Source organism: Agromyces laixinhei (assembly GCF_006337065.1).
GTDB lineage: Bacteria > Actinomycetota > Actinomycetes > Actinomycetales > Microbacteriaceae > Agromyces > Agromyces laixinhei.
This window is the reverse complement of record NZ_CP040872.1, coordinates 1,800,943-1,826,190: the sequence shown is the minus strand read 5'-3', so window position 1 is coordinate 1,826,190 and position 25,248 is coordinate 1,800,943. Positions and strand designations below refer to the sequence as shown.

Below are 25,248 nucleotides of genomic sequence, written 5' to 3'. Positions count from 1 at the left end.
TCAGGCTCGCGGGTGCGCAGTGCGGTAGCTCTGCTTCAGCCGCTCGGCTGAGACGTGCGTGTAGATCTGGGTGGTGCCGAGGCTCGCGTGCCCGAGGAACTCCTGTACCGCACGCAGGTCGGCTCCTCCATCGAGCAGATGCGTGGCGGCGGTGTGGCGGAACGCGTGCGGCCCGCTCGGGCCGGTGCCGGGAATCTCCGCGAGGATGGCGGCGACCAGCCGATAGACGCTCCGCACACCCATGCGACCGCCGCGAGCGCCGAGGAACACCGCCCGGGTGGCGACAGACGCTGGCTCCCTCCCCCCGGCTGCACCGTCGAGGATCAGCGGCCGCGCCGCATCGAGGTAACGATCGAGAGCGCGAGCCGCGGGAGCGCCGTAGGGCACCATCCGCTCCTTGGCACCCTTGCCGAGCACACGCACGATGCGTCGCCGGCGATCGACGTCGTCGAGATCGAGGCCGACGAGTTCCGACACGCGAAGCGCCGATGCATACAGCAGTTCGATGATCGCGACGTCGCGTACCTCGGTCGGAGCGCCGTCGGCGGCGCGGGCCGAGAGCACCGCGAGGGCGTCGGTGACGGCCTGCCCGGTGATGACGCGCGGGAGGGTCCGCTGCGCCCGGGGTGCCTTCAGCCGCGCTCCGGGATCGGCGCCGAGCTCACCACGCCGGCTGAGCCAGGCGGTGAACCCCCGAGCGGATGCCGCGCGCCGGGCGATGCTCGTTCGGGCGAGCCCGCGCTCGGTGGCCGCCCAGAGCCAGTCGCGCAGCAGCGGCAGGTCGATCGCGGCCGCGTCGGTGCCGTCGCGGCCCTCGGCGAAGGCGATGAGCTCGATGAGATCGCTCCGATAGGCGGCTACGGTGTGCGGCGAGTAGCCGCGCTCGACCGCGACGTGCGACAGATAGTCGTCGAGCAGTCGGTCGAGTTTCACGACTCCAGCTTGCTCCTGCGCCGGTCGCCGCGGCGCACGGCGCGCCCGAAGACGGCAGTCACTCCGAATCGCGTTTGCGTGAGAAGAGCTCGAGACGCTTGTCGGCCGGGAGCGCTTCGATCTCGGCGAGGAGCTCTTCGCCGAGCGTCGTGACGGCCCGGTGCTGCCCGACGGGCACGACCGAGGTCACGACCCCGTCGGCGTAGAGGTGCACGAGCGAGAACGAGCGGCCGCCATCGAGGCCGACGAGCGTTCGGGGCGGGGCGGACAGATCCATCGTGTAGGCCGTTGCCCCGGCCACCGAGACCGGGATACCAGCGAAGCTCCCGTTCGTGGCGTAGTGCAGGTGGCCGCCGAGGATGAGCCGCACGTCGCTGCCGCTCAGGACCTCGGCGAAGCGATCTTGGCCGCGGAGTTCGAGCACGTCCATCAGGGCGAGGGGCGTGGCGATCGGTGCGTGGTGCATCGCGACGACCGTGCCGTGTGCGGCGGGTTCGTCGAGTGCGGCGGCGAGCCAGTCGAGCGAGGCGTCGTCGAGTTCGCCGTGATGGAACCCCGGCACGGTGGAGTCGAGCGTGATGATGCGCAGCCCGTCGACCTCGACGGCGCGGTGCACGGGAGCATCGCCGGGCGGCTCGCCGAGCAGCTCGGAGCGAAACGCCGCCCGCTCGTCATGGTTGCCCATGGCCCAGACGAGTCGGGCGCCCGTGCGTTCGGCGAGCGGGTCGAGCGACTCGCGAGCACGCCGGTAGGCGTCGGGCTCACCGAGGTCTGCGACGTCGCCCGTGACGACGATCGCGTCGATCGACGTGCCGAGCCGCTCGAGCTGTGCAGCCACCTGGGCGAGCGCGGCGACCGTGTCGGCGACGCCGCCGAGCGGTGCACCCTCGTGCAGCAGGTGCGAGTCGCTGATGTGGGCGATGACGTGCCGGGCGGCCGGATACCGGCCGAGTTGCGGATGCTGCATCGTCCCCCTTTCCGCCGCCAGCCTAGAGCCTGCCTCCGACGTACCGGCGTGCCGCGCCGGATCGCACGCCGACCACGCCATTGCACCTGCGCCGGCGTGCACGCAATCACTACTCCGTCACTCGCGCTTCGCTCGCAACCAGCCCTGCGGATGCCTCGCGGCCAGTGCTGCGGCCTCGAGTCCGCCGAGCACGCCCATCACCGCGGTCGGCGCCATTCCGCACCTGCGCGCCACATCGGCGAGCTCGCGAGGGCTGCGGGAGCTGAGCGCGTCGAGCACCCGCACCGCCTCAGGCGTCGTCTCGACGCCCCACCGTCGAGTCGGCGCCTCACCGCCGGCTCCTGTCGAGGGCCCGGCCTGATCGAGCGGACCGTGCTCCGTCGAGACGACGCGTCGCCGGCGCCCGCTGGCGAGCTCGGCCATCTGATCGGCATCCACCACGCACGTCGCGTCGTACTCGCGAAGGAGCCGGTGGCAGCCGGCTGACGCCGGGCTTGTCACAGGTCCGGGAACGGCGCCCAGCGGGCGACCGAGAGCTGCCGCGTGCCCGGCGGTGTTGATCGACCCGGAGCGGGTTCCCGCCTCGAGCACCACGGTCGCATCACTCGCTGCGGCGATGAGTCTGTTGCGTTGCAGAAAGCGCCACTTCGTCGGTGCAGCGCCGCACGGCAGCTCGGAGACGACGGCACCGGTTTCGACGATGCGCGTCAGGAGCGTCTCATGCCCCATCGGATAGAACCGGTCGACGCCACCGGCGAGGAAGGCGATGGTCGTGCCGTCACTCGCGAGAGCCGCCCGGTGCGCCATTCCGTCGATGCCGTATGCACCACCTGAGACGACGGCGAAGCCTCGATCGACGAGTCCCGCCGAGGCCTCCATCGTCACGTGCTCGCCGTAGCCGGTCGCCGCTCGGGCGCCCACGAGTGAGATCGACGCGTCTGCGCTTGCGAGTGCGTCTGCCCGGCCGCGCACCCACAGACCGATCGGCGCGTGCACACCGAGCTCATCGACGCCGCTCGGCCAGACCGCGTCGGTCGGGAGCACGAGCTGCGCTCCCACTCGCGCCGCCTGACCGAGCGAGCGCACGAACGCGTTGTGGTCGATGCGGGGCAGCCAGCGATCGAGCCCGTTCGTCGCCTCGCGTTCGTCGATCACGCCGCCGACGTGCTCGACCTCGTCGATGAAGCGAGTCGGCCCGGCCCTGCCGAGCAGCAGTTCGACCGTCGGCGCAGCACCGAGCGCATCGATCGCGCGCCCGAGCAATCCATCGCCGGGCTCAGCGACGGTGCCGAGCAACGCCCTGGCGAAGACGTCGTCGAGCGCCATCGCGTCGCCTGGCGGGTTGCACCGCAGGGCGGAGAGTTCGGTGCGCAGACTGGTAGCGGCCGTCCGGACGATGCTCATTGCGGCAGCCCCTTTCGAAGGAAGAGCGCCCGCCCGACGTGTTCGGACCCGGGCGAGTCTGCGCCGTCGAGATCGGCGAGGGTCCACGCGACCTTGAGAATGCGGTCGTACCCGCGCATCGTGATTCCGCCGAGTTCGAGCGAGCGGTCGAGATCAGCCGTTGCGCGGCCGCCGGGGTGCAGCCCGCCGGCACCGCGGAGCCATGGCCCGGGCATCTGCGCGTTCGTGCGCCAAGGTGTCTCGCGCAGCCGGCTGGCGGCCCTCGCTCGAGCTTCGAGAACACGCTCGCGCGCCACGGCCGTCGACATTCCCGGCTGCTCGGCCGCGATTCGCAGCCCGGCGGCCGTGATGCGCGGAACGAAGAGCTGCACGTCGAGCCGATCGCGAAGGGGCCCGGAAACGCGGGCCATGTACCGGCGCCGGGCCGCCGGTGGGCAGATGCAGTCACCGACCTTGGAACCGTGGTTGCCGCATGGGCAGGGATTGGCCGCGAGCACGAGCTGGAAGCGGCCGGGAAACGACGCAACGGCGTTCGCACGATGAATCGCGATGGTGCCGGACTCGAGCGGCTGGCGGAGCACATCGAGCACCGCCGACGGGAACTCGGGTGCCTCGTCGAGGAAGAGCACCCCGTGCGATGCACGAGCCGCAGCACCGGGGCGGATCAGCCGGCTGCCGCCACCGACCATCGCGGCCGCGGTGGCGGTGTGGTGCGGTGCCTCGAAGGGCGGTCGCAACGAGAGCCCCCCGCTGAGCGGCTGCCCGGCAAGGGAACGGAGAGAGGCGACCTCGAGTGCCTCTTCGGCGTCGAGATCGGGGAGGAGACCGGGCAATCGCGAAGCGAGCATCGTCTTGCCCGCCCCGGGCGGGCCGAGCAGGAACATGTGATGGCCGCCTGCGGCAGCAGCGAGCAGCGCCTCGACGGCGGCGTCGTTGCCGGCGACGTCGGCGAGGTCTCCGTGCGATTCCTCGACCACACCGGCCGAGGCGACACGGTCGGGAGCGGGCACGGCCTCGAACGTGCGGTCGTCGAAGACGCCTCCGTGATGCACCGCCGCATCGAGGAGCGATGCCACTCCGATCACGGTCACGCCGGGCACGAGTCGCGCCTCGGCGTCATTGGCGGCGGGCACCATCACGGTGTCGTAGCCGGCACGCACCGCGGCGAGCACGGCCGGGAGGATACCGTCGATCGGTCGAAGCCGGCCGTCGAGGCCGAGTTCCCCGAGATGAACGGCGCGCTCGACCGACTCGGCCGAGATCTCCCCCGCGGCGGCGAGACAGGCTATTGCGATCGCGAGGTCGAAGCCCGAGCCGTGCTTCGGCAGCGCCGCGGGAGAGAGGTTGACCGTGAGCCGCCGTTGCGGAAGGGGGCATCCGGCGTTCACCGCGGCGGCCCGCACCCGATCACGTGCCTCGCCGAGTGCGGCATCGGGCAACCCGATGATGATGAACGCGGGCAGTTGCGACGAGAGGTCTGCCTCGACCTCGACGATCGAGCCGGTCAGTCCGAGGAGCGCCACCGAACGCGTGCGTGCGACCGGCATCAGCTGATGCCTTCGAGATGCTCGATGAGCGCGGGCGCCTCGCTCGGGGCGAGCACGGCCACGGCGTCGATGCGAACCCGCGAGACCGCGGCATCCGTCGCCTCGCACCATGCGATCGCGAGCCGCCGCAGGCGTGCGAGCTTCAGTGGTGTGATCGCCTCGAACGGATGCCCGTAGTCGCCGGTCGTGCGGGTCTTGACCTCGACGAAGACCGTGTCACGGCCGTCGCGGGCGACGATGTCGATCTCGCCGAGACGGCACCGCCAGTTGCGTTCGACCACCTGCATGCCACGAGCCTCGAGATGCTCGACGGCGAGTTGTTCACCGCGTCGTCCGAGCTCCGCATTGTGCGACATCCGCACCACCTCCGCGACCAGCGTCGCGGAGCGCGACCGGACGGCCGCGCGGAGAGCAACCGGCCGTGCAGAACTTCCGGAAATCGCCGCTGGGGAGACGGAGTGCTACTCGTCGAGTGCGAGCTCTTTCGGCAGTTCGAATTCACGCGTGGCGAGCTCTTCGACGTTGACGTCTTTGAAGGTGAGCACGCGCACGGACTTCACGAATCGGTCGGCACGATAGACGTCCCAGACCCAGACGTCTTTCATCGTCAGTTCGAAGTAGAAGTCGTGCTCGGTGTCGCGGCGCACGAGTTCGACCTCGTTGGCGAGATAGAACCGTCGCTCGGTCTCGACGACGTACTTGAATTGCGACACGATGTCGCGGTATTCCCGATACAGGGCCAGCTCGACCTCGCGGTCGTAGTCTTCGAACTCGTCCTCATCCATCGCACTCATCCTACGCTGAGGTCGAAGAGCGTCGGCGCCGGGCTGCGATCGTGCAGCCAGGTCGTGCGGTGCAGCTCGCTGGGGCCGTGTTCGTCGATCGCGGCGAAGTGCGCCCTGCTGGAGTAGCCCTTGTTCTCGTCCCACGAGTACAGCGGCCGCGCGTCGTGGGCTCGGCGCATGAAGCGGTCACGATGCACCTTCGCGATGACCGATGCCGCGGCCACCGACGCGCAGTCGCGGTCGGCCTTGATGCGGGTGACGACGCGAGCCCGGTGATCGATCGAGGCACTCAGCCAGTCGTGGTTTCCGTCGAGCAGGAGCGGCACGTCGTCGATGAGCTCGTTCGCCGCCGACAGCTCGGCGAACGCCCGGGAACCGGCGAGTCCGAGGCAGGCCATGATGCCGAGTTCGTCGATCTCGGCCGCGCTGGCCTCGCCGATCGCAGACGCGCGCACCCAGGCAGCGGCCCTCGGCGACATCGCTTCACGCCGAGGTTCGCTCAGGAGCTTCGAGTCGCGAAGGCCGGCCGGCATGCGGCGAACGCCGGAGTCGATGAGCACGAGACCGATCGCGACGGGGCCGGCGAGCGCTCCGCGACCGACCTCGTCGCACGCGAGCAGCATGGGCGCCTCGGCGAAGAACTCGCGTTCGACACGGAGCGAGGGCACGACGGCGGGGGCCACCTCAGTCGCCCGTCTCGTCGTCGACGCCCTCGAAGACCTGCGGGTAGTTGTCGAGCCACGCCCAGTGCGAAACCGGCCAGCTCACGACGAACGCCCGCCCGACGACGTTGTCGGTCGGCACGAACCCCTCGAGCGGCGTGCCGCCGTTGTAGCGCGAGTCTTTGGAGTTGTTGCGGTTGTCGCCCATGACCCACAGCGAGTCGTCGGGCACGACCACGTCGAAGTCGTCGCGCGACGCCTTCGTGTCACCGGGCGGCAGCGCGATGTAGGGCTCGTCGAGCGGCACGTCGTTGACGCTCATCTGCCCGAGGGCGTTGCAGCAGACGACGTGGTCACCCGGCAGGCCGATGAGTCGCTTGACGAGGTGGTCGTTCGAGTCGGGAGCCGAGAGGCCCACGAAGGAGAGGAACCAGTCGACGGCGGCGATGAGCGGCGGCTGCTGCACCTCGATGCGGGCCGGAAGCCATCCGCCCGGGTCTTCGAAGACGATGACGTCGCCGCGTTCGAGCGGCGCGAGATCGGGCACCAACTGGTTCACGATGATGCGGTCGTCTTTGACCAACGTCTCTTCCATCGACTGCGATGGAATGAAGAACGACCTGATGAGGAACGTCTTGATGAGGAACGAGACGAGCACGGCCACCACGAAGATGACGAGCAGATCTCGGAGGAACAGCAGAACGCCGCGTCGTCTGTTCGGCGTCGCCGAAGGCTCGCGATCTGTTCGCGTGCCTGTGTCTTCTTCTGTCATTTAACCGCCCGAGCTCCCCACCAGTCTAGAGGTGGGGAGCCCGTGGAAGAGTTCGCGTGGAGCGCGATCCGCAGAGCGGATCAGGCGTCGCGCTTCTCCTTGATCTTCGCCTTCTTGCCGCGCAGCTTGCGCAGGTAGTAGAGCTTCGCGCGACGGACGTCACCACGGGTGACGACCTCGATGTGGTCGATGACCGGGGAGTGAACCGGGAACTTGCGCTCGACGCCGACCTGGAAGCTGACCTTGCGGACGGTGAAGGTCTCGCGGACGCCCTCACCCTGACGGCCGATGACGACACCCTGGAACACCTGGATGCGCGAGCGCGTGCCTTCGATGATGTTGACGTGCACCTTGACGGTGTCGCCGGGGCGGAAGTCGGGAACATCCGACCTCAGGCTCGCGGCGTCGACATGGTCGAGGATGTGCATGATGGTTCGCTCTCTGCGCCCGCCGCCGGTCGACCGCTGATCATTGAATACGAGTGACTGGTGCCGCCTCACACGATCGAATCGTGCGTGCGCGCTCCCCGGAGGCAGAGACCTGCGGCGGCACAATCCTCTATTCTGCCATGTGAGAGGCCCGATGGGCAAAAGCCGCCAGAAACCGGCGGCAGCCGAGTCCGGATGCCACGGGCGTCGGCGCGATCGGGGCTGACGCTAGTCGCGGGTCTCGTGGATGATGATCACGTCATCTCCGCCGTCGTCGAACGGCGGGCGCCGCACGCCGGGGCCGGCGGGACCAGGCTTCCGACCCGTCGAACCGGGCGAGGCACCGCTCGCGGCCCCGCCCTGCTGCTGGCCGGCGAGTCGTTCGAACTCGGCCATGGAGGCCTTCATCCGGTTCGCCCCGTCGGTGACGAGCTGCCACACCGCGACCCAGAACGCGGCGATGCCGAGGAGGATCGCGAGCACGCCGAACAGGGTGGCCGATGCGCCGTAGAACCCGGTGCCGATGATCGCGAGCTGCCAGGCGGTGAGCACGCCGACATCGATCCACGACAGCGCGCGCTCGTGACGCACGGTCGGCCGCACGTTCGTGAGGAGCGCCACGACGCCGAGCACGACGAAGGCGACGGGCACGACGATGACGAGCCCGAGCGTGCCCCACCCGCCGCCGCCGAAGACGGCCCAGCCGACCGCGAGCCACACCGGCAGCACGACGACCGCGATCATCTGCCATCGGTACAGTGCACGCCGTAGAAGCATGTTCACAGCGTAATCCGGCATGCCTGCGCGCGCCGGGTGTTCACTCAGGGCGGAGCCGACAGAATGGAGTCGTGATCGAACTTCGGACCCCTGCAGAGATCGAGGAGATGCGGCCGGCAGGCCGTTTCGTGGCGAGCGTGCTGGAGGCCACCTCGGCCGCAGCGGCGGTCGGCGTGAACCTGCTCGAGCTCGATGCCCTCGCCCACGAGATGATCCGAGCGGCGGGGGCTGAGAGCTGCTATATCGACTACCACCCGTCGTTCGGCGCGAGCCCGTTCGGCAAGGTGATCTGCACCTCGGTCAACGACGCGGTACTGCACGGGCTTCCGCACGACTACCGGCTGCGCGACGGCGACCTGCTGAGCCTCGACTTCGCGGCGTCGGTGAACGGATGGGTCGCGGACTCGGCGATCTCGATCGTGGTCGGCACCCCGAGCGACGAAGACCGCCGCCTCATCGACACGAGTCGCCGCGCACTCGACGCCGGCATCGCGGCCGCCCGCACCGGCAACCGCATCGGCGACATCTCGCGGGCGATCGCGGATGTCGCGAAGGCAGAGGGCTACTCGATCAACACCGACTTCGGCGGCCACGGCGTCGGCCGCACCATGCACGGCGACCCGCACATCCCGAACAACGGTCGACCAGGTCGCGGGTTGCCGTTGAAGGCCGGACTCGTCGTCGCGATCGAACCGTGGTTCCTCGAGACGACCGACCGCATCTTCACCGACCCCGACGGGTGGACCCTGCGCAGTGCCGACGGGTCGCGCGGTGCGCACTCCGAGCACACGATCGCGATCACCGATGGCGACCCGATCGTGCTCACGCGGCGTTCCTGACCGGCCGGCCGGCCGGGAGCACCGCCGCCGCGGTCGGGCTCACCGCTCGAGTTCGACCTCGATCATGCCGCCGACGATACGGGTGCGGTAAGTGCGCAGTGCCAGCGCGCCGTCGGTGAAGCACTCCCCCGTGCCGAGGTCGTAGACCTCCTTGTGCAGGGGCGACGCGATCGTCGGCCGGTCGCCGCGCGACCCGACGATGCCTCTGGCCATCACCGGAGCGCCTGTGTGCGGGTCGTGGTGATCCACGGCGTACACCTCCTCTTCATCGAGACGGAGCAGCGCCACCTGCGCGCGACCGAGCAGTGCGACCTCACCCCAGCCCGGCTCGAGGTCGTCGACCCCGCAGGTCGGCTCCCACGTGGCGGTCCTCTCCATCGTCAGCGACATGCCGGCTCCTCTCCTCGTGCCTCCGAGGCTAGGTTCCGGGTGTTTCCTCCGCGGCATCCGAATGTTTCACCGGTGTGAAACCGGCCTCACATCGCGAAGCACCGACCGTGCGACGGTGGATCGCGGAGGTTACCGCGCCGAAACAGGGTCGAAACGGGGCGATCGTACGCTCGCCTCATTCGACCCCCGGAGGCGACCATGATCGACCACACCCGAGCAGATGTCGACGTGCGGAACGTCGTCATCATCGGCGGCGGACCCGCGGCGCACCGACTCGCCGACAGCCTGGCCTCGCGCGACACGAGGCGGGGGCTGCGCGTCACGGTCGTGGGCGAGGAGTCGCGGCGGCCGTACGACCGCGTCGCCCTCAGCACGAGGCTCGCGGATGCAACGGCCGACCTCACCCTGGCGCCCTCGATGTGGGACGACGACCGAATCGCCCTCATCACGGGCGAGCGCGTGCTCGCGGTCGACCCCGAGGCCCACACCGCGACCACGTCGAGCGGCCGGTCGCTGCCGTGGGACGAACTCGTCTTCGCGACGGGCTCGAGTGCGCCGGTGCCCGAAATACCGGGGAGCAGGCACGCCCGCGTCTACCGCACGATCGACGACGTCGATGCGCTCGTCGCCGAGACGAGGAAGCTCGCGGCGGCGCACGGCCGGCCGGCGCAGGTCGTGGTCGCAGGGGGCGGGCTCCTCGGCCTCGAGGCCGCCGGCGGCCTCGCGAAGCTCGGCGCACACACCGCGGTGGTGCACTCGGGCGGCTGGCTCATGTCGGCGCAGCTCGACGAGGGCGCCGGGCGCGCCCTCGGTCGCATCATCTCGGGTCAGGGCATCGGGCTGCACCTCGGCACCCGGCCCGCCGCCGTGCTGGCGGAGGGCGACGCGGTCGTCGGCGTCGAACTGACGAACGGGCGCCGCATCGCCGCCGACCTCGTCGTCTTCGCGATCGGCATCAGCCCTCGCGACGAACTCGCACGCGATCTCGGGCTCGAGCTCGGCCCGCGCGGCGGCATCGCGATCGACACGGCGTGCGCGACATCCGCCCGTCAGATCTGGGCCATCGGCGAGGTGGCGAGCTTCGAGGGTCGCTGCACCGGCCTCGTCGCCCCCGCGAACGCGATGGCCGAGGTCGTCGCCGACCGCCTGCTCGGCGGAGGCGCAGAGTTCACGAGCGTCGACGACGCCACGAAGCTGAAGCTCTCGGGGCGTCGATGTCGCGACCTTCGGTGATGCCCTCGCGAACACGGAGCATGCGCTCGAGATCGTCTACGCCGACCCGGCCCGCGGGCTGTACCAGAAGCTCGTCGTGACCTCCGATGCGAAGACCCTCCTCGGCGGCATCTTCGTCGGCGACGCCTCGCCGTACGCGTCGCTGCGCCCGCTGCTCGGCACAGAGCTCTCGAGCGAGCCGGCCGCGTACCTCTCCGCATCGGGCATGGAAGCGCCGGCCGGCGACGAACTGCCCGCGTCGGCCCTCGTCTGCGCGTGCAACAACGTCAGCGCAGGCACCATCCGCGACGCCATCGGCGGCGCCCATGCCGGTCATGCGGACGGATGCGCCGAGCTCGGCGCCCTCAAGAGCTGCACGCGCGCCGGGATGCAGTGCGGCTCATGCGTGCCGCTCGTGAAGAAGCTGCTCGAGTCGGAGCTGCAGAAGTCGGGCATCACGCCATCGCGTGCGCTCTGCGAGCACTTCGATCTCTCGCGCCAGGAGCTGTTCGAGTCCGTGCGGGTGCTCGGGCTCACCTCGTTCGACGAGATCGTCACGCGCCTCGGCGGCGGCCGGGGCTGCGACGTCTGCAAGCCGGTCATCGGCTCGATCCTCGCGACGCAGCACGGTTCGTACATCCTCGACGGCGGCCGCGGCGGCCTGCAGGACACGAACGACCGGGCGATGGCGAACATGCAGAAGGACGGCACGTACTCGGTGGTCCCCCGCATCCCCGCGGGCGAGATCACGCCGCAGAAGCTCGCGGTGATCGCGCAGGTCGCGACCGACTTCGACCTCTACACGAAGATCACGGGCGGTCAGCGCATCGACCTGTTCGGTGCACGCCTCGACCAACTCCCCGAGATCTGGAAGCGGCTCGTCGACGCCGGATTCGAATCGGGCCAGGCCTACGGCAAGTCGCTGCGGAACGTGAAGAGCTGCGTCGGGTCGACCTGGTGCCGGTACGGCGTGCAGGACTCGGTGGCGATGGCCGTGCAGCTGGAGCTGCGCTACCGCGGCCTCAGGTCACCGCACAAGCTGAAGTTCGGCGTCTCCGGATGCGCCCGCGAGTGCGCGGAAGCCAGGGCGAAGGATGTCGGTGTGATCGCCACCGACCAGGGGTGGAACATGTACGTCGGCGGCAACGGCGGTTTCCAACCGTCGCACGCCCAGCTGCTCGCGAGTGATCTCGACGACGAGACGCTCCTGCGCTACATCGATCGCTACATCATGTACTACGTGCGCACCGCCGACCGCTTGCAGCGCACGGCGCGGTGGATCGAAGACCTCGAGGGCGGGCTCGACCACGTACGCGACGTCGTCGTGCACGACTCGCTCGGACTCGCAGGCGAACTGGAGCAGGCGATGGCGGCGCACGTCGACACCTACGAGGACGAATGGGCCGCAACCCTCGCCGACCCGGAACGGCTCCGGCGCTTCCGCCCGTTCGTGAACGCGCCCGGCGATGCCGTCGTCGTCTCCGGCCCGAACATCCCGGTGCGCGGCGCATGACCGGCCTGGTGACCCTCGTCGGCGGCGGCCCCGGCAGGGAGGATCTGCTGACCCTCGCTGCCGCACGTGCACTCGCGCGCGCCGACGTCGTGCTCTACGACCGGCTGGCGCCGCACGAGCGGCTGCAGGAACTCGCGCCCGGCGCCGAACTCGTCGACGTCGGCAAGCGACCGGGCCATCACGCCGTACCGCAGCAGGAGATCGAAGCACTCATGGTCGAGCATGCACACGCCGGCCGGCGCGTCGTGCGGCTGAAGGGCGGGGATCCGTACGTGCTCGGTCGCGGGGGCGAGGAGCTGCTCGCCTGCCATGCAGCGGGCGTACACGTCGAAGTGATCCCCGGCGTGACGAGCGCCGTCGCCGTTCCCGGCGCCGCGGGGATCCCGCTCACGCATCGCGGCATCAGCCACCTCTTCACCGTCGTCTCCGGCCACACGCCGCTCTCCGAGAACGAGCTGGAGCACCTGTCGGGCCTCGGCGGCACGATCGTCGTGCTCATGGGCGTGAACTCGCTGCCCGCGTTGACCGCCGGTCTGGCTCGGCACGGCATGTCGGCGCAGATGCCCGTCGCGATCATCGAACGGGGATTCACCGCCGACCAGCGCACGACGATCGGCGACCTCGCCGATATCGTCACCGCCGCCGGCCGAGCACGCGTCGCCTCGCCCGCCGTCGTCGTGATCGGCGAGGTCGTGCGACTCGCCCACGACGGCGAGGCCGGCGCGACAGAGCTCATGCGGCGCGCGGCGGGATTCACGGCGGTCGGCGCATGACCGACGTCACCGAGCTCCCACCCGGGTTTCGGCACGACCAGCTCGAGGGTTTCCGCATCGGCGTGACGAGCGATCGACGTTCGGGCGACCTCATCGATGCACTCGAGCGCCGCGGAGCGTCGGTGCTGCACGCACCGACGGTCCGCATGGCGAACGCCGTCTCCGACGACCCCGTGATCGCCGACACCCGTGCGATCATCCGGGCTCGGCCCGAAGTGCTCCTCGCCACGACCGCCTACGGCGTACGCCGGTGGTTCGAAGTCGCCGATGCCGCCGGACTCGGCGAACAGCTCGTCGACGCGCTCTCCGACACGTCGATCCTCGTGCGCGGGCCGAAGGCGCGCGGCGGCATCCGCGCCGCCGGCCTGAACGACATCGGCATGAGCGCCGAGGAGACCACCGAGTCGCTCATCGACGAGGTGCTCGCCACGATGCCCTCCGGGCTCACGGTCGCCGTGCAGCTGCACGGGTTCCTGAACCCGTCGCAGCTCGACCGCCTGCGCGACGCCCACGACCGCGTGCTGACCGTCGAACCGTATCGCTGGACTCCGCCCGACGAGACCGACGAACGGGTCGACCGCCTCATCGAGGCAGCCTGCACCGGCGGACTCGACTGCATCACCTTCACGAGCGCGCCCGCGGTGCACGCGCTCTTCGCCGCGGCCGAGCTGCAGGGCAGGCTCGACGACCTCATCGATGCGATGTGCGGACCGGTCGTGGCTGCGGCCGTCGGCCCGGTCACGGCGGGGCCGCTCGTGGCGGCAGGCATCGAGCCGATCCGGCCCGAGCGATTCCGCATGGGGGCGCTCATCCGGCTGGTCTGCGAGCACCTCGAATCAGAGCGCGTGCTGCGGCTCGACACGCGTCACGGTCCGCTCGAGCTCCGCGGTGCCGTCGTCGAGGTCGACGATCGCCGGATCGCGCTCGCGCCCGTCGCCCTCATGCTCCTCCGCACGCTCATCGCGGCTCGCGGCTCCGTCGTGGCTCGCGACCGGCTCATCTCCGCGTTGCCCGGCACCGACGACGAACACGCCCTCGAGGTCGCCCTCAGCCGCCTGCGGCAGACGCTCGGCGTGACCGGCCTCATCGCCACGGTCGTCAAACGCGGATACCGGATCGATGTCTGACCCCGGCCTCACACCGCCGACGACTCCGGGTGAGCAGGTCGAGACGCAGCGTTCACGACCGGCGCCTGCCGCCGAAACACGTCGCGAATAACGTCGGCATCACACCGGATCGACCGCGACCGACCTTTCCTGGAGGCACGATGACCGACACCGTGAACGCAACTCCCCCGTTCGTCGCCGCCGGGGCCGCACCGGCCCTCGCGGCCCGGCCCGGCCGGTGGATCGACAACTGGAATCCGGAGGACGCCGTACAGTGGGCGACCGCGGGCCGGGCGATCGCCCGCCGGAACCTCCGCTGGTCGATCTTCGCCGAGTTCCTCGGTTTCGTCGTGTGGCAGCTCTGGTCGATCGTCGCCGTCACGCTGCCGGCCGCGGGCTTCGATCTGACCACGGGCGAGACCTTCTGGCTCATCTCGATTCCGAGCCTCGTCGGCGCGACACTCCGCATCCCGTACTCATTCCTGGTGCCGAGATTCGGCGGCCGCAACTGGACGATCGTCTCGGCCGGCCTCCTCCTCATCCCTGCGATCCTCCTCGCCGTCGTCGTCGGCAACCCCGAGACACCGTTCGGCGTGCTGCTGCTCGTGGCAGCGCTCGCGGGCTTCGGCGGCGGCAACTTCGCGAGCTCGATGTCGAACATCACGTACTTCTTCCCGCAGCGCGAGAAGGGCTGGGCACTCGGACTGAACGCCGCGGGCGGCAACCTCGGGGCATCCGTCGCCCAGTTCGCGGTGCCCGTCGTCGTGACGATCGGCGCCGGCGCCACACTGAACCTGCCGCTCGCCGGCTGGATCTGGGTGCCACTGATTCTCGTCGCCATGATCGGCGCGTACCGCCGAATGGACAACATCTCGAGCGCGAAGGCTGATTTCGCGGCTTCGGCGGCGGCGCTGCGCGAACCGCACCTCTGGGTGCTGTCACTGCTCTACATCGGCACGTTCGGCTCGTTCATCGGCTTCGCGAGCGTCTTCCCGAAGCTCATCGCCGACCAGTTCCCCGAGTTCTCCGCGATCGGGGTCGGAGGAGCCTCGATCTCGCTGGCCTTCCTCGGCGCACTCGTCGGCTCGCTCGCGCGGCCGTACGGCGGGCGGCTCTCCGACCGCTTCGGCGGGGCGCGCATCACGATGCTCGCGTTCGCCGCGATGGGCGTGATCACGACCGGCGTGCTGCTCGTCCTCCCGCTCGGCGACTTCTGGCTCTTCCTCGGATGCTTCCTGTTCCTGTTCGCAGCGGCCGGCATCGGCAACGGCTCGACCTATCGAATGGTGCCCGTCGTCTTCGCTGTGCGTGCCGGTGCGGGCGATGTCTCGACGCAGCGCCGGGCCGCCGCTGCACTCGGTCTCATCTCGGCCATCGGCGCATACGGCGGATTCCTCATTCCGCAGGTGCTGAACATCTCGTCTCAGGCCACGGGCGGCTACGCCGGCGCGTTCCTCGGCTTCATCGCCGCCGACGTCGCACTTCTCGTGCTCGTCTACACCGTCTACGTGCGCTCCCGCCGCCTTCGCGAGCACAAGATCTGAATCGAGACCGGATGAGCCGCTCCGCCGACACGCACTGCCCGTACTGCGCGCTGCAATGCGCCATGACCCTGACCGAGAACGACGCGACGGATGCCGCGGCGACCCCGGTGACCGTCAGCGGCCGCGACTTCCCGACCAACCGCGGCGGGCTCTGCAAGAAAGGCTGGACATCGGCCGAACTGCTCCGTGCACCGTCACGGCTCGACGCCCCGCTCGTGCGGGGCTCCGACGGCGTGCTGCACGAGGCGGGATGGGAAGAGGCGCTCGATCACGTGGCGGCCGCGCTCGGCGGCATCCGTCAGGCGCACGGCGCCGACGCGGTCGGCGTCTTCGGCGGCGGCGGCCTCACCAACGAGAAGGCGTACCTCCTCGGCAAGTTCGCGCGGCTCGCCCTCGGCACGAGCCGCATCGACTACAACGGCCGGTACTGCATGTCGTCGGCCGCCGCAGCCGGCAACCGCGCCTTCGGGCTCGACCGCGGCCTGCCGTTCCCACTCGAGGATCTCGACGGGGCAGACACGATCCTGCTGCTCGCCACGAACGTCGCCGAGACGATGCCGCCGTTCATCGGCCACCTCGCCGGAGCACAGGCCGAGGGCGGCCTCGTCGTCGTCGACCCACGGCGCACGGCGACCGCCCGGCTCACCGACGACGGCCGAGGGATGCACCTGCAGCCGATGCCGGGCACCGACCTCGCCCTGCTGCTCGGGCTCATCCACATCGTCATCGCCGAGCGTCTCGTCGACCTCGACTACGTCGCGGCTCGCACCGTCGGCTACGAGGCGATCCGGCGCAGCGTCGCGTCATGGTGGCCCGAACGAGTGCAGTCGGCCACCGGGGTTCCGGCACTGACGCTGCGCCGGCTCGCACGACGACTCGCCTCGAGCGGCAACGCCTACATCCTCACCGGGCGAGGCGTCGAACAGCACGTCGACGGCACCGACACGGCGACCGCGGCGATCAACCTCGCGCTGCTCCTCGGCCTGCCGGGGCGGGTCGGCAGCGGCTACGGCACGCTCACCGGGCAGGGCAACGGGCAGGGTGGCCGCGAGCACGGCCAGAAGTGCGATCAGCTGCCCGGGTATCGCAAGATCACCGACCCCGAGGCGCGAGCGCACGTCGCGCGGGTGTGGGGCGTCGCGCCGGGCGACATCCCCGGACCGGGCGTACCTGCCGTCGAGCTCCTGGCGTCGCTCGGCGAGCCCGGCGGCGTGCGTGCACTCATGGTGCACGGCTCGAACCTCGTCGTCTCGTCGCCGAATGTCACGAACGTGCGCGAGCGCATCACCGCGCTCGATCTCCTCGTCGTGTGCGACTTCTTCCTCTCCGAGACGGCCGCGCTCGCCGATGTGGTGCTGCCGATCACGCAGTGGGCCGAGGAGGAGGGCACGATGACCTCGCTCGAGGGCCGCGTCATCCGTCGCCGCCGGGCGATCACCCCGCCCGGCGGTGTGCGCGACGAACTCTGGATCCTCGCCGAACTCGCCCGGCGCCTCGGATGCACCGCGACGTTCGACGTCGACCCCGAGCTCGCCTTCGCAGAACTGCGCCTGGCATCGGAGGGCGGCATCGCCGACTATTCGGGCATCGACTACGCCATGCTCGACCGGGGTGAGGCCGCCTACTGGCCCTACCCCCGCGGCAGCACGGGCACTCCGAGGCTCTTCTCCGAACGTTTCGCCCACCCCGACGGTCTCGCTCGACTCGTGCCCGTCTCGGTGCGGGCGTCGGCCCACCCCGCCCCGCTGCCCGGGCGGCTCACGCTCGTCACCGGACGACTGCTCGAGCACTACCAGAGCGGCGCGCAGACGCGGCGGGTGCCCGAACTCGCCGAAGCTCAGCCCGAGGCCCGTGCCGCGCTGCATCCGTCGACGGCGGAGCGGCTGGGCGTCGCCGACGGCGAACCCGTCGAACTCTCGAATGCGCTGGGAACCGTGCGATGCCGCGCACGCCTGACCACCGACATCCGCCCCGACGCCGTCTTCCTGCCGTTCCACTACGGCGATGAGCAGGCCGCGAACCTCCTCACCTCTGACGCGGTCGACCCGGTCTCGGCCATGCCCGAGTTCAAGACCAACGTCGTGCACCTCGCACGCATCGTCGACATGGAGGCGACGGCATGACCCCGCTCAGGATCGTGCTCATCGGCTACGGCACGGTCGGCGCCAGGTTCGTCGAGGAGTTGCTGCCGGCCGTCGAAGTCGGGTCGATCGCCCTCACGGTCGTCGCGGGTGAAGACGTCGAGGCCTACAACCGCGTGCTCGTCGCCGAGTACGCCGTCGGCAACACCGAGCTCGAAGCAATGCTCGTCGGCGATCGGGCCGCCGCAGAGGCGGCCGGCGCACGCGTGCTGCTCGGCGTCGCCGCGACCTCGATCGATCGAACGGCGCGGCTCGTGCAGCTCGACTCGGGTGAGCGACTCGAGTACGACCGGCTCGTGCTCGCGACCGGATCGCGAGCGAACGTGCCGACCCTCGACGGCGTCGAACGGCATCGCCGCGATCTCGCCTCGCTCCAGAAGTACCCGAAGCAGCTCATCGCCCGCGACGACCTGCTGCCCGAGGGCATCACCGCCCTTCGAGACCTCACCGACGCGGAACGCGTCCTCTCCGCAGTGCAGGCCCGCAGGCGCATCATCGTGCTGGGTGCCGGCGTGCTCGGCCTCGAACTCGCACTCGCCGCCGCCCACGCCGGCGCCCAGGTGTGCGTCGTGCACCACGGTCCGCACCCGATGCCGCGCAACCTCGACCGCGGCGGCGGGCAGGTACTGCGCGCCGCTCTGCGAAGGGCGGGAGTCACCGTGGTCGCGCACAGCCGTGCCGAGGCCGTGGCGTTTCGAACCGGCGACGGCGGCGCTCGCCGTTTCGACACGGTCATCACCGCCGACGGCAAGCAACTGCGCGGCGATCTGCTCGTGCTCTCCTGCGGCGTGAGCCCTCGCAACGAACTCGCCACCCTGGCCGGTCTTCGCACGGCGGTCGGGGTCGTCGTCGGCGCCGGGCTCGCGAGCTGGACGGACCCCGATGTGTACGCGATCGGCGACTGCGCCCAGGTCGTCGAACGCACCGACGAGCTCGCCGGGCAGCGCGTGCTCCCCGGCGTGCCATCAGGTCTCGTCGGGCCGGGTTGGCGGCAGGCCGAATGGCTCGCCGGGGCATTCATCGCGACGACGACGGGTGATGAGCGAGCGGATGCCGCAGCGCCCGCCGAACGCGATGCGATCGTGATGCTCAAGGCCGAGCACATCGACGTCGTCGCGGTCGGCGACGTCTCGGCCGACGCGTGGGACGACGATGCCGTGCACCCGCGACGACGGGTGTCGCAATGGGCCGATCCCGAGCATCTCCGCTACGTGAAGATGGTCACCGAAGACGGCGCGCTCACCGGGTTCGTGAGCGTCGGGATGCCGCGCACGGCGGCCGAGCTCACGCTGCTGTTCGAGCGGCGCGGCGAGCTGCCCGCCGATCGATCGGTGCTGCTCCGATTCGACGGCCCCGACTACGATCCGAGCGCCGACGCCGACGCCTTCGCCCCGGCCTCGACCGTGTGCTGGTGCAACGGGGTGACGGTCGGCCGCATCGAGGAGTCCGCGGCGTGCGGCGCCACGACGGTCGAGGCTGTCGGTCGCGAGACCCGAGCGGGCACGGGGTGCGGGGGGTGCAGGGGCCGCATCGAGGAGCTCCTCGCCCGCGCCGCGGAGCCCGACGGAACGCCGAGCGTCACCGCCTGAGTCGCCTCAGGCGAGGCCTACTCGCCCAGCAGTTCCGGGCGCACCCGCCGTGTGCGCTCGAGCTGCTGCTCGCGGCGCCAGTCGGCGATCGCCCCGTGGTTGCCCGAGAGCAGCACCGGCGGCACCTCGAGCCCCCGCCACGTGGCCGGCTTCGTGTAGCTCGGGTATTCGAGCAGACCGTCTTCGTGTGACTCTTCGACGAGGCTCTCGGGGTTGCCCACGACACCCGGCACGAGCCGCCCGGCGGCCTCGATCATCGCCATCACGGCGACCTCGCCGCCGTTCAGCACGTAGTCGCCGAGGCTGATGAGCCGCACGCGCATGCGCGTCGCGTAGTGGTCGACGACGCGCTGGTCGATGCCCTCGTAGCGCCCGCAGGCGAACACGAGGTGCGCTTCGGCGGCGAGTTCGCGGGCGATCTGCTGGGTGAAGGGCTCGCCGGCCGGTGACGGCACGACGAGCAGGGCGTCGGATGCCCCGTCGCCCACGATGCGGTCAACGGCCTCACCCCACGGCTCGGGCTTCATGACCATGCCGGCGCCGCCGCCGTACGGTGTGTCGTCGACCGTGCGGTGGCGGTCATGGGTGGCGTCGCGCAAGTCGTGCGCCGTCACCTCGATGAGGCCCGACTGGCGCGCCCGGCCGAGCAACGACAGATCGAGCACCGAGAAGAACTCGGGGAAGATCGTGACGATGTCGATGCGCATCGACGGCCTACTCGTCGCGATCGGCGGGTGCCGCGTCATCCGAATCGACTGCGTCGACGGGCGCCGCTGCGGTCGGGGCCGCAGCCTCGGCCTCGGGCAGTTCTTCGAAGAGCCCCGGAGGCGGCGTCACGGTGACCGTGCCCGCAGCGAGATCGACCTCGGGCACGATGGCCGCGACGAACGGCACCATGACCTCGCCGCCGCCGGTCTTGACGATCAGCAGGTCTTGGGCGGGCAGGTGGTCGACGTGCGAGACCTCGCCGATCTTCTCGCCCTCGCGGATGACCGCGAGACCGATCAGCTGGTGGTCGTACCAGGCGTCGTCTTCCTGCGCCTCTTCTTCGACGTGCGAGACCCAGAGGATCGCCTTCGCGAGCCCCTCTGCGCCGGTGCGGTCGTCGACGCCCTCGAAGAACCCGACCGCGTGCCCGTTGTACCAGCGGAGCTCGCGAAGCGTGAGGCTCTTGCCATGCCACGGCGAATCGCCTGGCACCTGCAGCGAGAATTCGGCGCCGGGAGTGAATCGCCGGTCGGGGTCGTCGGTGTAGAGCTCGATCTTGATGGCGCCCTTCAGGCCGTGCGCCTTCAGCAGGCGACCGACCCGCAGCTGTGTGCCTGAAGTGTCGGCCACGTCAGTCGTCGGTGTCGACGACGTCGACGCGAACGCGACGACCGTCGGCGAGGGCGGTGACGAGCGTGCGGAGCGCCTTCGCGGTGCGGCCGGCACGGCCGATCACGCGACCGAGGTCCTCGGGGTTCACATGAACCTCGAGGACCTCGCCACGTGCGCTCGACGCGGAGACGACCTTCACCTCGTCGGGGTGATCGACGATCCCCTTGACGAGGTGTTCGAGCGCGGACTGGAGCAAGGCTTTACGCCTCGTCCGTCGCGGTCTCGGCGGGAGCTTCGGCCTCGGCCTCTGCAGCCTTGGCTGCGGGCTTGTCGGCCTTGGGCTTCAGCACCGGCTTCTTCTTCTCGTCGGCCACGAAGGCGGCCTTCGGCTCAGCGACCTGCACGGTCGAGGCGGCGTTCTCGTCGCCCTTGAACCTGCCCCAGTCGCCCGTGAGCTTGAGGATCGCCGCGACCTGCTCGGTCGGCTGTGCGCCGACGGAGAGCCAGTACTGCGCGCGGTCGGAGTCGACCTCGATGAACGAGGGGCTCTCGGTGGGGTGGTACTTGCCGATCTCCTCGATCACACGACCGTCGCGCTTGGTGCGCGAGTCGGCCACGACGATGCGGTAGTACGGCGCACGGATCTTGCCGAGGCGCTTGAGACGGATCTTGACAGCCACAATTCTCCTGAAAAATGTTGTGAGTTGGCGAACTGACAGCCGTGAGCGTGGGGTGCACACTCGGCGGAAGCTCAATGAGGTTCTGCGCGCCGGATAGAGGGTCGGGCGATACAGAACTCGACAGACCATTCTTGCAGATTCCGCGCCGAAACGAGAATCGGAACGCTGTGACCTGTCCACCATCGTCGCTCGAGCGGCGCGTGTCATGATGTCTCCACGCCGGAACGCGCGGCGGCAGGGAACGGGGGCGCACGCATGACGATCGAGTTCGCACGATCGGCGCGATCCACCGTGGGCCTCGAGTGGGAGATCGCCATCGTCGATCGCGCGACGGGTGAACTCGCGTCGGTCGCCGGCGCGGTGCTCGACGCGCTCGACGCGGAAAGCTCCGGCGAGCATCATCCGTTCATCACCTCCGAGCTGCTGACGAACACCGTCGAGCTCGTGACCGCGGTGCACGAGACCGTCGCCGGCGCCGTCGCCGACCTCGAGGGCCAGCTCGCCGAGGTGCGCGCCGTGATCGACGAGCTCGGCGACTACGACCTGATCTGCGCGGGCTCCCACCCGTTCAGCCAGTGGTACGACCAGCACCTCACCGACAAGCCCAGGTATCACAAGCTCATCGAGCGCACACGCTGGTGGGGTCGCAACATGATGATCTGGGGCGTGCACGTGCACGTCGGCATCGAGGAGCGCGACAAGGCGCTGCCCATCCTCGACGGCCTCCTCGCCTATCTCCCGCACCTGCAGGCGCTGTCGGCCTCGAGCCCGTTCTGGGCCGGCGTCGACACGGGCTACGCCTCGAACCGCGCACTCATGTTCCAGCAGCTGCCGACGGCCGGACTCCCCTACCCGCTCGCCGACTGGCCGGCGTACGAACGGTACGTCGGCGATCTCGTGCGCACGGGCGTCATCGAGGAGCACAGCGAGGTGCGCTGGGACATCCGCCCGTCTCCGAGGTGGGGCACGGTCGAGGTGCGCGTCTGCGACGGGCTCTCGACGTCCGCTGAGATCGCGGCCATCGGCGCGCTCGTGCAGTGCCTCGTGGAGTGGATGAGCACGCGGCTCGACGACGGTGAATCGCTCACCGTGCTGCAGCCCTGGTTCGTGCGCGAGAACAAATGGCGGGCTGCGCGGTACGGGCTTGCTGCCGAGGTGATCACGGATGTCGCGGGCACCGAGCGACCCGTCGCCGACGACCTCCGCGAGCTCCTCGTGACGCTCTCACCCGTCGCCGATCGTCTCGGCTGCGCGGCCGAGCTGCAGCAGGTACGCGCAATGCTCGACTCCGGAGCGAGCTACGCGCGCCAACTGCGGGTCGCCGAGGCCGCCGGCGGCGATCTCAGGGCCGTCGTCGCCCATCTCGCCCGCGAACTCCGCGACGGCATCGAGGTCGCGCCGCCCGGTGCGGGCGCATCACCTAGGGTCGATGAGCATGGAGACTCCGCCGATCCTCGAGACCGCAGCGTTCAGGGCTGAGCTCCAGCCCGATCGGGGCACGAACGGCGGCTACTCGCTCGTCATCGACGACATCACCCAGTCGCACGTGAACCCCGACGATCCGATGGACCTGCAGCTGCCGTACGTGCGCCGCATCGCTGCCGTGCTCGCAGTCGTGCCTGGCGAGGCGCCCTCCGCCCTGCACCTCGGCGCCGGTGCGCTCACCCTCCCCCGCTACCTGCACGCGCTGCACCCCTCGAGCCGTCAGCGCGTCGTCGAGCTCCACCCCGAACTGCTCGACTACGTGACCCGCCACCTGCCGCTGCCCGATGGCGCGCCGATCGAGCTCGCGATCGGCGATGCGCGCGCAGAGGTGCGGCGGCTCTCAGGCGACGGCGACGCCCGGTGGGATCTCGTGGTCGTCGACGTCTTCGCCGGAGGCACTGCCCCGCGCCACGTCACGACGGTCGAGTTCTTCGCCGAACTCGCCTCGCTTCTGGCTCCCGGCGGCGTCGTCGTCGTCAACTGCCTGAACGGAGCCGAGCCGCGGGTGACGGGTGACACCCTCGCCGCGATGCTCGACCTGCTCCCCCACGTGCTCGTGATCAGCTCCGAGGCCGTGCTCAGCCGGGTGTCGCCCGGCAACACGATCATCGTGGGGTCGCGGCATCCGCTCGATGCCGAATCGATCGCGCAGTGGCTTGCGATCGACCCCTTCTCGGTCGCGACGGGCGCGACCGTCGTCGACGGTCCGCGGCTCGAGGAGTTCGCCGGAACCCCGCGGCACGACTAGCCGCGCAGCATCTTCTGCAGGGCCGCGAGCTCCTCTTCGCTCGGAGCGGCCTTCGCCGCGCCGCCGCCCAGGCCGAATCCCGAGCCGGACGGCGCACTCGACCCGCCCGGAGCGGCCCCAGAAGCGATCGCCGCGTTCTCGGCGGCGCGCTTCGCGGGGTTGCCCGACCTCGAGGCGTTCGACTTCTTGCCCTTGCCCGACTGACGCTTGCCGCTGCCGTGGCCCCCGCCACCGGGGATCGGCCCCATGCCGGGAATCTGCGGCGTACCGCCGCGAGCGACGGTCTTCATCATCTTCGCGGCCTGCTCGAAGCGCGAGACGAGCTGGTTGACGTCGGTGACGGTCATGCCGGCGCCCTTCGCGATGCGCAGGCGCCGCGAACCGTTCAGGAGCTTCGTGTTCTCGCGCTCGGCGGGGGTCATCGACTGGATGATCGCCTCGGTGCGCACGATCTCGCGCTCGTCGAAGTTCTCGAGCTGCTGCTTCATGCCACCGGCACCCGGCAGCATGCCGAGCATCTTCTTGATCGATCCCGCGCCGCGGAGCTGCTGCATCTGGCCGAGGAAGTCGTTGAGGGTGAACTGGTCGGTCGCGAACTTCTCGGCGACCTTCAGCGCCTCTTCTTCGTCGAAGGCCGACTGCGCCTGTTCGATGAGGGTGAGGATGTCGCCGAGGTCGAGGATGCGGCTCGCCATGCGGTCGGGGTGGAACGGCTCGAAGTCGCCCAGCCCTTCACCGGTCGAGGCGAAGATGATCGGGCGACCGGTGACGGACGCCACGCTGAGGGCGGCACCGCCTCGCGCGTCGCCGTCGAGCTTGGAGAGCACGACGCCGGTGAAGTCGACGCCCTCCTGGAAGGCCTTCGCGGTCGTCACGGCGTCTTGGCCGATCATCGCGTCGATGACGAAGAGCACCTCGTCGGGGTTCGTCGCCTTGCGGATGTTCGACGCCTGCTTCATGAGTTCGGCGTCCACGCCGAGTCGACCGGCAGTGTCGATGATGACGACATCGTGTTGCGCACGCTCGGCGTGCTTCACCGCGTCTTTCGCGACCTTCACGGGGTCGCCGGTGCCGTTGCCGGGCTCTGGGGCGAAGACGGGCACGCCGGCCTGACCGCCGACGACCTGCAGCTGGTTCACGGCGTTCGGACGCTGGAGGTCTGCCGCCACGAGGATCGGGGTGTGGCCGTCGTTCACGAGCCACTTCGCGAGCTTGCCCGCGAGGGTCGTCTTGCCGGCGCCCTGGAGGCCGGCGAGCATGATGACGGTCGGCGGGTTCTTCGCGAACACCAGGCGTCGCTGCTCGCCGCCGAGGATCGCGATGAGCTCGTCGTTGACGATCTGCACGACCTGCTGGGCCGGGTTCAGCGCCTTGTTGACCTCGTCGCCCAGCGCGCGCTCGCGCACGTGCGCCGTGAACTCCTTGACGACGTCGAGCGAGACGTCGGCGTCGAGCAACGCGCGACGGATCTCGCGGACGGTGCCGTCGACGTCGGACGCGGAGAGCTTGCCCTTGGTGCGGAGATTCTTGAAGGTCTCGGCGAGGCGGTCAGACAGGTTTCCGAAGGTAGCCATGGTTCGCCAAGTCTAATTGAGGTCGGATGCCTCGACTGCGCGCGGGCCCCGGCCGCTCA

General features: G+C 70.1%; 24 protein-coding genes and 1 pseudogene. 9 read left to right on the top strand and 16 right to left on the bottom strand.

Annotation, left to right across the window (positions count from 1 at the left end; translation table 11 throughout):
* From FHG54_RS08575 to FHG54_RS08530, 10 genes are all read right to left on the bottom strand, one after another.
* Positions 1-933 (bottom strand): tyrosine recombinase XerC, encoded by a 933-nt coding sequence (locus FHG54_RS08575; RefSeq protein WP_139416898.1) that lies wholly within the window; start codon positions 931-933, stop codon positions 1-3.
* A 58-nt stretch (positions 934-991) separates the two neighbouring features.
* The gene (locus FHG54_RS08570) at positions 992-1,900 is read right to left on the bottom strand and encodes a metallophosphoesterase (RefSeq protein ID WP_139416897.1); all 909 of its coding nucleotides are present in this window, start codon (positions 1,898-1,900) and stop codon (positions 992-994) included.
* A gap of 117 nt (positions 1,901-2,017) precedes the next feature.
* Positions 2,018-3,304, bottom strand: coding sequence for a DNA-processing protein DprA (dprA, locus tag FHG54_RS08565; protein WP_139416896.1), 1,287 nt, complete (start codon positions 3,302-3,304; stop codon positions 2,018-2,020).
* Positions 3,301-4,851: a YifB family Mg chelatase-like AAA ATPase gene (locus FHG54_RS08560; protein ID WP_139416895.1), complete on the bottom strand. Its 1,551-nt coding sequence runs from the start codon at positions 4,849-4,851 to the stop codon at positions 3,301-3,303. Before FHG54_RS08560 ends, dprA begins: the two co-directional genes overlap by 4 nt.
* On the bottom strand, positions 4,851-5,207 hold the full coding sequence (locus FHG54_RS08555) for a YraN family protein (protein ID WP_139416894.1): 357 nt from the start codon (positions 5,205-5,207) through the stop codon (positions 4,851-4,853). The genes FHG54_RS08560 and FHG54_RS08555 overlap by 1 nt, the downstream gene beginning before the upstream one ends.
* A gap of 105 nt (positions 5,208-5,312) precedes the next feature.
* A complete protein-coding gene (locus tag FHG54_RS08550) occupies positions 5,313-5,636 on the bottom strand; it encodes a DUF2469 family protein (protein ID WP_022891843.1) in 324 nt (107 codons plus the stop codon).
* 5 nt (positions 5,637-5,641) lie between these two features.
* A complete protein-coding gene (locus FHG54_RS08545) occupies positions 5,642-6,259 on the bottom strand; it encodes a ribonuclease HII (RefSeq protein WP_139418372.1) in 618 nt (205 codons plus the stop codon).
* Positions 6,260-6,320: 61 nt separating this feature from the next.
* Complete coding sequence (gene lepB / locus FHG54_RS08540) at positions 6,321-7,070, bottom strand: signal peptidase I (RefSeq protein WP_139416893.1); 750 nt, start codon at positions 7,068-7,070, stop codon at positions 6,321-6,323.
* 80 nt (positions 7,071-7,150) lie between these two features.
* Complete coding sequence (gene rplS / locus FHG54_RS08535) at positions 7,151-7,498, bottom strand: 50S ribosomal protein L19 (protein ID WP_139416892.1); 348 nt, start codon at positions 7,496-7,498, stop codon at positions 7,151-7,153.
* A gap of 228 nt (positions 7,499-7,726) precedes the next feature.
* Positions 7,727-8,275: an MFS transporter gene (locus tag FHG54_RS08530; RefSeq protein ID WP_139416891.1), complete on the bottom strand. Its 549-nt coding sequence runs from the start codon at positions 8,273-8,275 to the stop codon at positions 7,727-7,729.
* A 71-nt stretch (positions 8,276-8,346) separates the two neighbouring features.
* Between FHG54_RS08530 and map the strand changes: the two genes are divergently transcribed.
* Positions 8,347-9,114 (top strand): type I methionyl aminopeptidase, encoded by a 768-nt coding sequence (gene map, locus FHG54_RS08525; protein WP_139416890.1) that lies wholly within the window; start codon positions 8,347-8,349, stop codon positions 9,112-9,114.
* A 39-nt stretch (positions 9,115-9,153) separates the two neighbouring features.
* Here map and nirD read toward each other — a convergent pair whose 3' ends face one another.
* On the bottom strand, positions 9,154-9,504 hold the full coding sequence (nirD, locus tag FHG54_RS08520; RefSeq protein WP_139416889.1) for a nitrite reductase small subunit NirD: 351 nt from the start codon (positions 9,502-9,504) through the stop codon (positions 9,154-9,156).
* Between the two features lie 198 nt (positions 9,505-9,702).
* On the opposite strand from nirD, the pseudogene nirB reads away from it, so the two are divergent.
* The 6 genes and pseudogenes from nirB (at position 9,703) to FHG54_RS08490 (ending at position 19,382) form a co-directional block, all read left to right on the top strand.
* Positions 9,703-12,229 (top strand): annotated as a pseudogene (gene nirB / locus FHG54_RS08515) (nitrite reductase large subunit NirB).
* Positions 12,226-13,002 carry a uroporphyrinogen-III C-methyltransferase gene (cobA, locus tag FHG54_RS08510; RefSeq protein WP_233437733.1) on the top strand — a complete coding sequence of 259 codons (777 nt, stop codon included), beginning with the start codon at positions 12,226-12,228 and terminating at the stop codon, positions 13,000-13,002. The pseudogene nirB and the gene cobA overlap by 4 nt, the downstream one beginning before the upstream one ends.
* A complete protein-coding gene (locus FHG54_RS08505) occupies positions 12,999-14,129 on the top strand; it encodes a uroporphyrinogen-III synthase (RefSeq protein ID WP_139416887.1) in 1,131 nt (376 codons plus the stop codon). Before cobA ends, FHG54_RS08505 begins: the two co-directional genes overlap by 4 nt.
* 140 nt (positions 14,130-14,269) lie before the next feature.
* Positions 14,270-15,652 (top strand): MFS transporter, encoded by a 1,383-nt coding sequence (locus FHG54_RS08500; protein WP_139416886.1) that lies wholly within the window; start codon positions 14,270-14,272, stop codon positions 15,650-15,652.
* Positions 15,653-15,663: 11 nt separating this feature from the next.
* Positions 15,664-17,775 (top strand): molybdopterin oxidoreductase family protein, encoded by a 2,112-nt coding sequence (locus FHG54_RS08495; RefSeq protein ID WP_139416885.1) that lies wholly within the window; start codon positions 15,664-15,666, stop codon positions 17,773-17,775.
* On the top strand, positions 17,772-19,382 hold the full coding sequence (locus tag FHG54_RS08490; protein ID WP_139416884.1) for an FAD-dependent oxidoreductase: 1,611 nt from the start codon (positions 17,772-17,774) through the stop codon (positions 19,380-19,382). The genes FHG54_RS08495 and FHG54_RS08490 overlap by 4 nt, the downstream gene beginning before the upstream one ends.
* A gap of 17 nt (positions 19,383-19,399) precedes the next feature.
* Here the strand turns inward: FHG54_RS08490 and trmD are convergent, their stop codons facing one another.
* The 4 genes from trmD to rpsP are packed head-to-tail and all read right to left on the bottom strand — an operon-like array spanning position 19,400 to position 21,382.
* On the bottom strand, positions 19,400-20,089 hold the full coding sequence (trmD, locus tag FHG54_RS08485; RefSeq protein WP_139416883.1) for a tRNA (guanosine(37)-N1)-methyltransferase TrmD: 690 nt from the start codon (positions 20,087-20,089) through the stop codon (positions 19,400-19,402).
* Positions 20,090-20,096: 7 nt separating this feature from the next.
* A complete protein-coding gene (gene rimM / locus FHG54_RS08480) occupies positions 20,097-20,720 on the bottom strand; it encodes a ribosome maturation factor RimM (RefSeq protein WP_139416882.1) in 624 nt (207 codons plus the stop codon).
* Position 20,721: 1 nt separating this feature from the next.
* Complete coding sequence (locus tag FHG54_RS08475; protein WP_022891825.1) at positions 20,722-20,958, bottom strand: RNA-binding protein; 237 nt, start codon at positions 20,956-20,958, stop codon at positions 20,722-20,724.
* 4 nt (positions 20,959-20,962) lie between these two features.
* Positions 20,963-21,382 (bottom strand): 30S ribosomal protein S16, encoded by a 420-nt coding sequence (gene rpsP, locus FHG54_RS08470; protein WP_139416881.1) that lies wholly within the window; start codon positions 21,380-21,382, stop codon positions 20,963-20,965.
* Positions 21,383-21,637: 255 nt separating this feature from the next.
* Here rpsP and FHG54_RS08465 point away from each other — a divergent pair, with 255 nt between their 5' ends.
* Positions 21,638-22,861: a glutamate--cysteine ligase gene (locus tag FHG54_RS08465; protein WP_139416880.1), complete on the top strand. Its 1,224-nt coding sequence runs from the start codon at positions 21,638-21,640 to the stop codon at positions 22,859-22,861.
* Positions 22,818-23,615, top strand: a complete 798-nt coding sequence (locus FHG54_RS08460) for a spermidine synthase (RefSeq protein ID WP_139416879.1) — start codon at positions 22,818-22,820, stop codon at positions 23,613-23,615. Before FHG54_RS08465 ends, FHG54_RS08460 begins: the two co-directional genes overlap by 44 nt.
* On the opposite strand, the gene ffh is transcribed toward FHG54_RS08460, so the two are convergent.
* Positions 23,612-25,189, bottom strand: coding sequence for a signal recognition particle protein (gene ffh, locus FHG54_RS08455; protein WP_139416878.1), 1,578 nt, complete (start codon positions 25,187-25,189; stop codon positions 23,612-23,614). The genes FHG54_RS08460 and ffh overlap by 4 nt on opposite strands.
* Between the last annotated feature and the right edge of the window lie 59 nt (positions 25,190-25,248).

Excerpts from the sequence above, each read along its gene's own strand:
- FHG54_RS08570 (WP_139416897.1), bottom strand. The coding sequence starts at position 1,900 with ATGCAGCATCCGCAACTCGGCCGGTATCCGGCCGCCCGGCACGTCATC.
- dprA (WP_139416896.1), bottom strand. The coding sequence starts at position 3,304 with ATGAGCATCGTCCGGACGGCCGCTACCAGTCTGCGCACCGAACTCTCC.
- FHG54_RS08560 (WP_139416895.1), bottom strand. The coding sequence starts at position 4,851 with ATGCCGGTCGCACGCACGCGTTCGGTGGCGCTCCTCGGACTGACCGGC.
- FHG54_RS08555 (WP_139416894.1), bottom strand. The coding sequence starts at position 5,207 with ATGTCGCACAATGCGGAGCTCGGACGACGCGGTGAACAACTCGCCGTC.
- FHG54_RS08550 (WP_022891843.1), bottom strand. The coding sequence starts at position 5,636 with ATGGATGAGGACGAGTTCGAAGACTACGACCGCGAGGTCGAGCTGGCC.
- FHG54_RS08545 (WP_139418372.1), bottom strand. The coding sequence starts at position 6,259 with ATGCTGCTCGCGTGCGACGAGGTCGGTCGCGGAGCGCTCGCCGGCCCC.
- lepB (WP_139416893.1), bottom strand. The coding sequence starts at position 7,070 with ATGACAGAAGAAGACACAGGCACGCGAACAGATCGCGAGCCTTCGGCG.
- rplS (WP_139416892.1), bottom strand. The coding sequence starts at position 7,498 with ATGCACATCCTCGACCATGTCGACGCCGCGAGCCTGAGGTCGGATGTT.
- FHG54_RS08530 (WP_139416891.1), bottom strand. The coding sequence starts at position 8,275 with ATGCTTCTACGGCGTGCACTGTACCGATGGCAGATGATCGCGGTCGTC.
- nirD (WP_139416889.1), bottom strand. The coding sequence starts at position 9,504 with ATGTCGCTGACGATGGAGAGGACCGCCACGTGGGAGCCGACCTGCGGG.
- cobA (WP_233437733.1), top strand. The coding sequence starts at position 12,226 with ATGACCGGCCTGGTGACCCTCGTCGGCGGCGGCCCCGGCAGGGAGGAT.
- FHG54_RS08505 (WP_139416887.1), top strand. The coding sequence starts at position 12,999 with ATGACCGACGTCACCGAGCTCCCACCCGGGTTTCGGCACGACCAGCTC.
- FHG54_RS08500 (WP_139416886.1), top strand. The coding sequence starts at position 14,270 with ATGACCGACACCGTGAACGCAACTCCCCCGTTCGTCGCCGCCGGGGCC.
- FHG54_RS08495 (WP_139416885.1), top strand. The coding sequence starts at position 15,664 with ATGAGCCGCTCCGCCGACACGCACTGCCCGTACTGCGCGCTGCAATGC.
- FHG54_RS08490 (WP_139416884.1), top strand. The coding sequence starts at position 17,772 with ATGACCCCGCTCAGGATCGTGCTCATCGGCTACGGCACGGTCGGCGCC.
- trmD (WP_139416883.1), bottom strand. The coding sequence starts at position 20,089 with ATGCGCATCGACATCGTCACGATCTTCCCCGAGTTCTTCTCGGTGCTC.
- FHG54_RS08465 (WP_139416880.1), top strand. The coding sequence starts at position 21,638 with ATGACGATCGAGTTCGCACGATCGGCGCGATCCACCGTGGGCCTCGAG.
- FHG54_RS08460 (WP_139416879.1), top strand. The coding sequence starts at position 22,818 with ATGGAGACTCCGCCGATCCTCGAGACCGCAGCGTTCAGGGCTGAGCTC.
- ffh (WP_139416878.1), bottom strand. The coding sequence starts at position 25,189 with ATGGCTACCTTCGGAAACCTGTCTGACCGCCTCGCCGAGACCTTCAAG.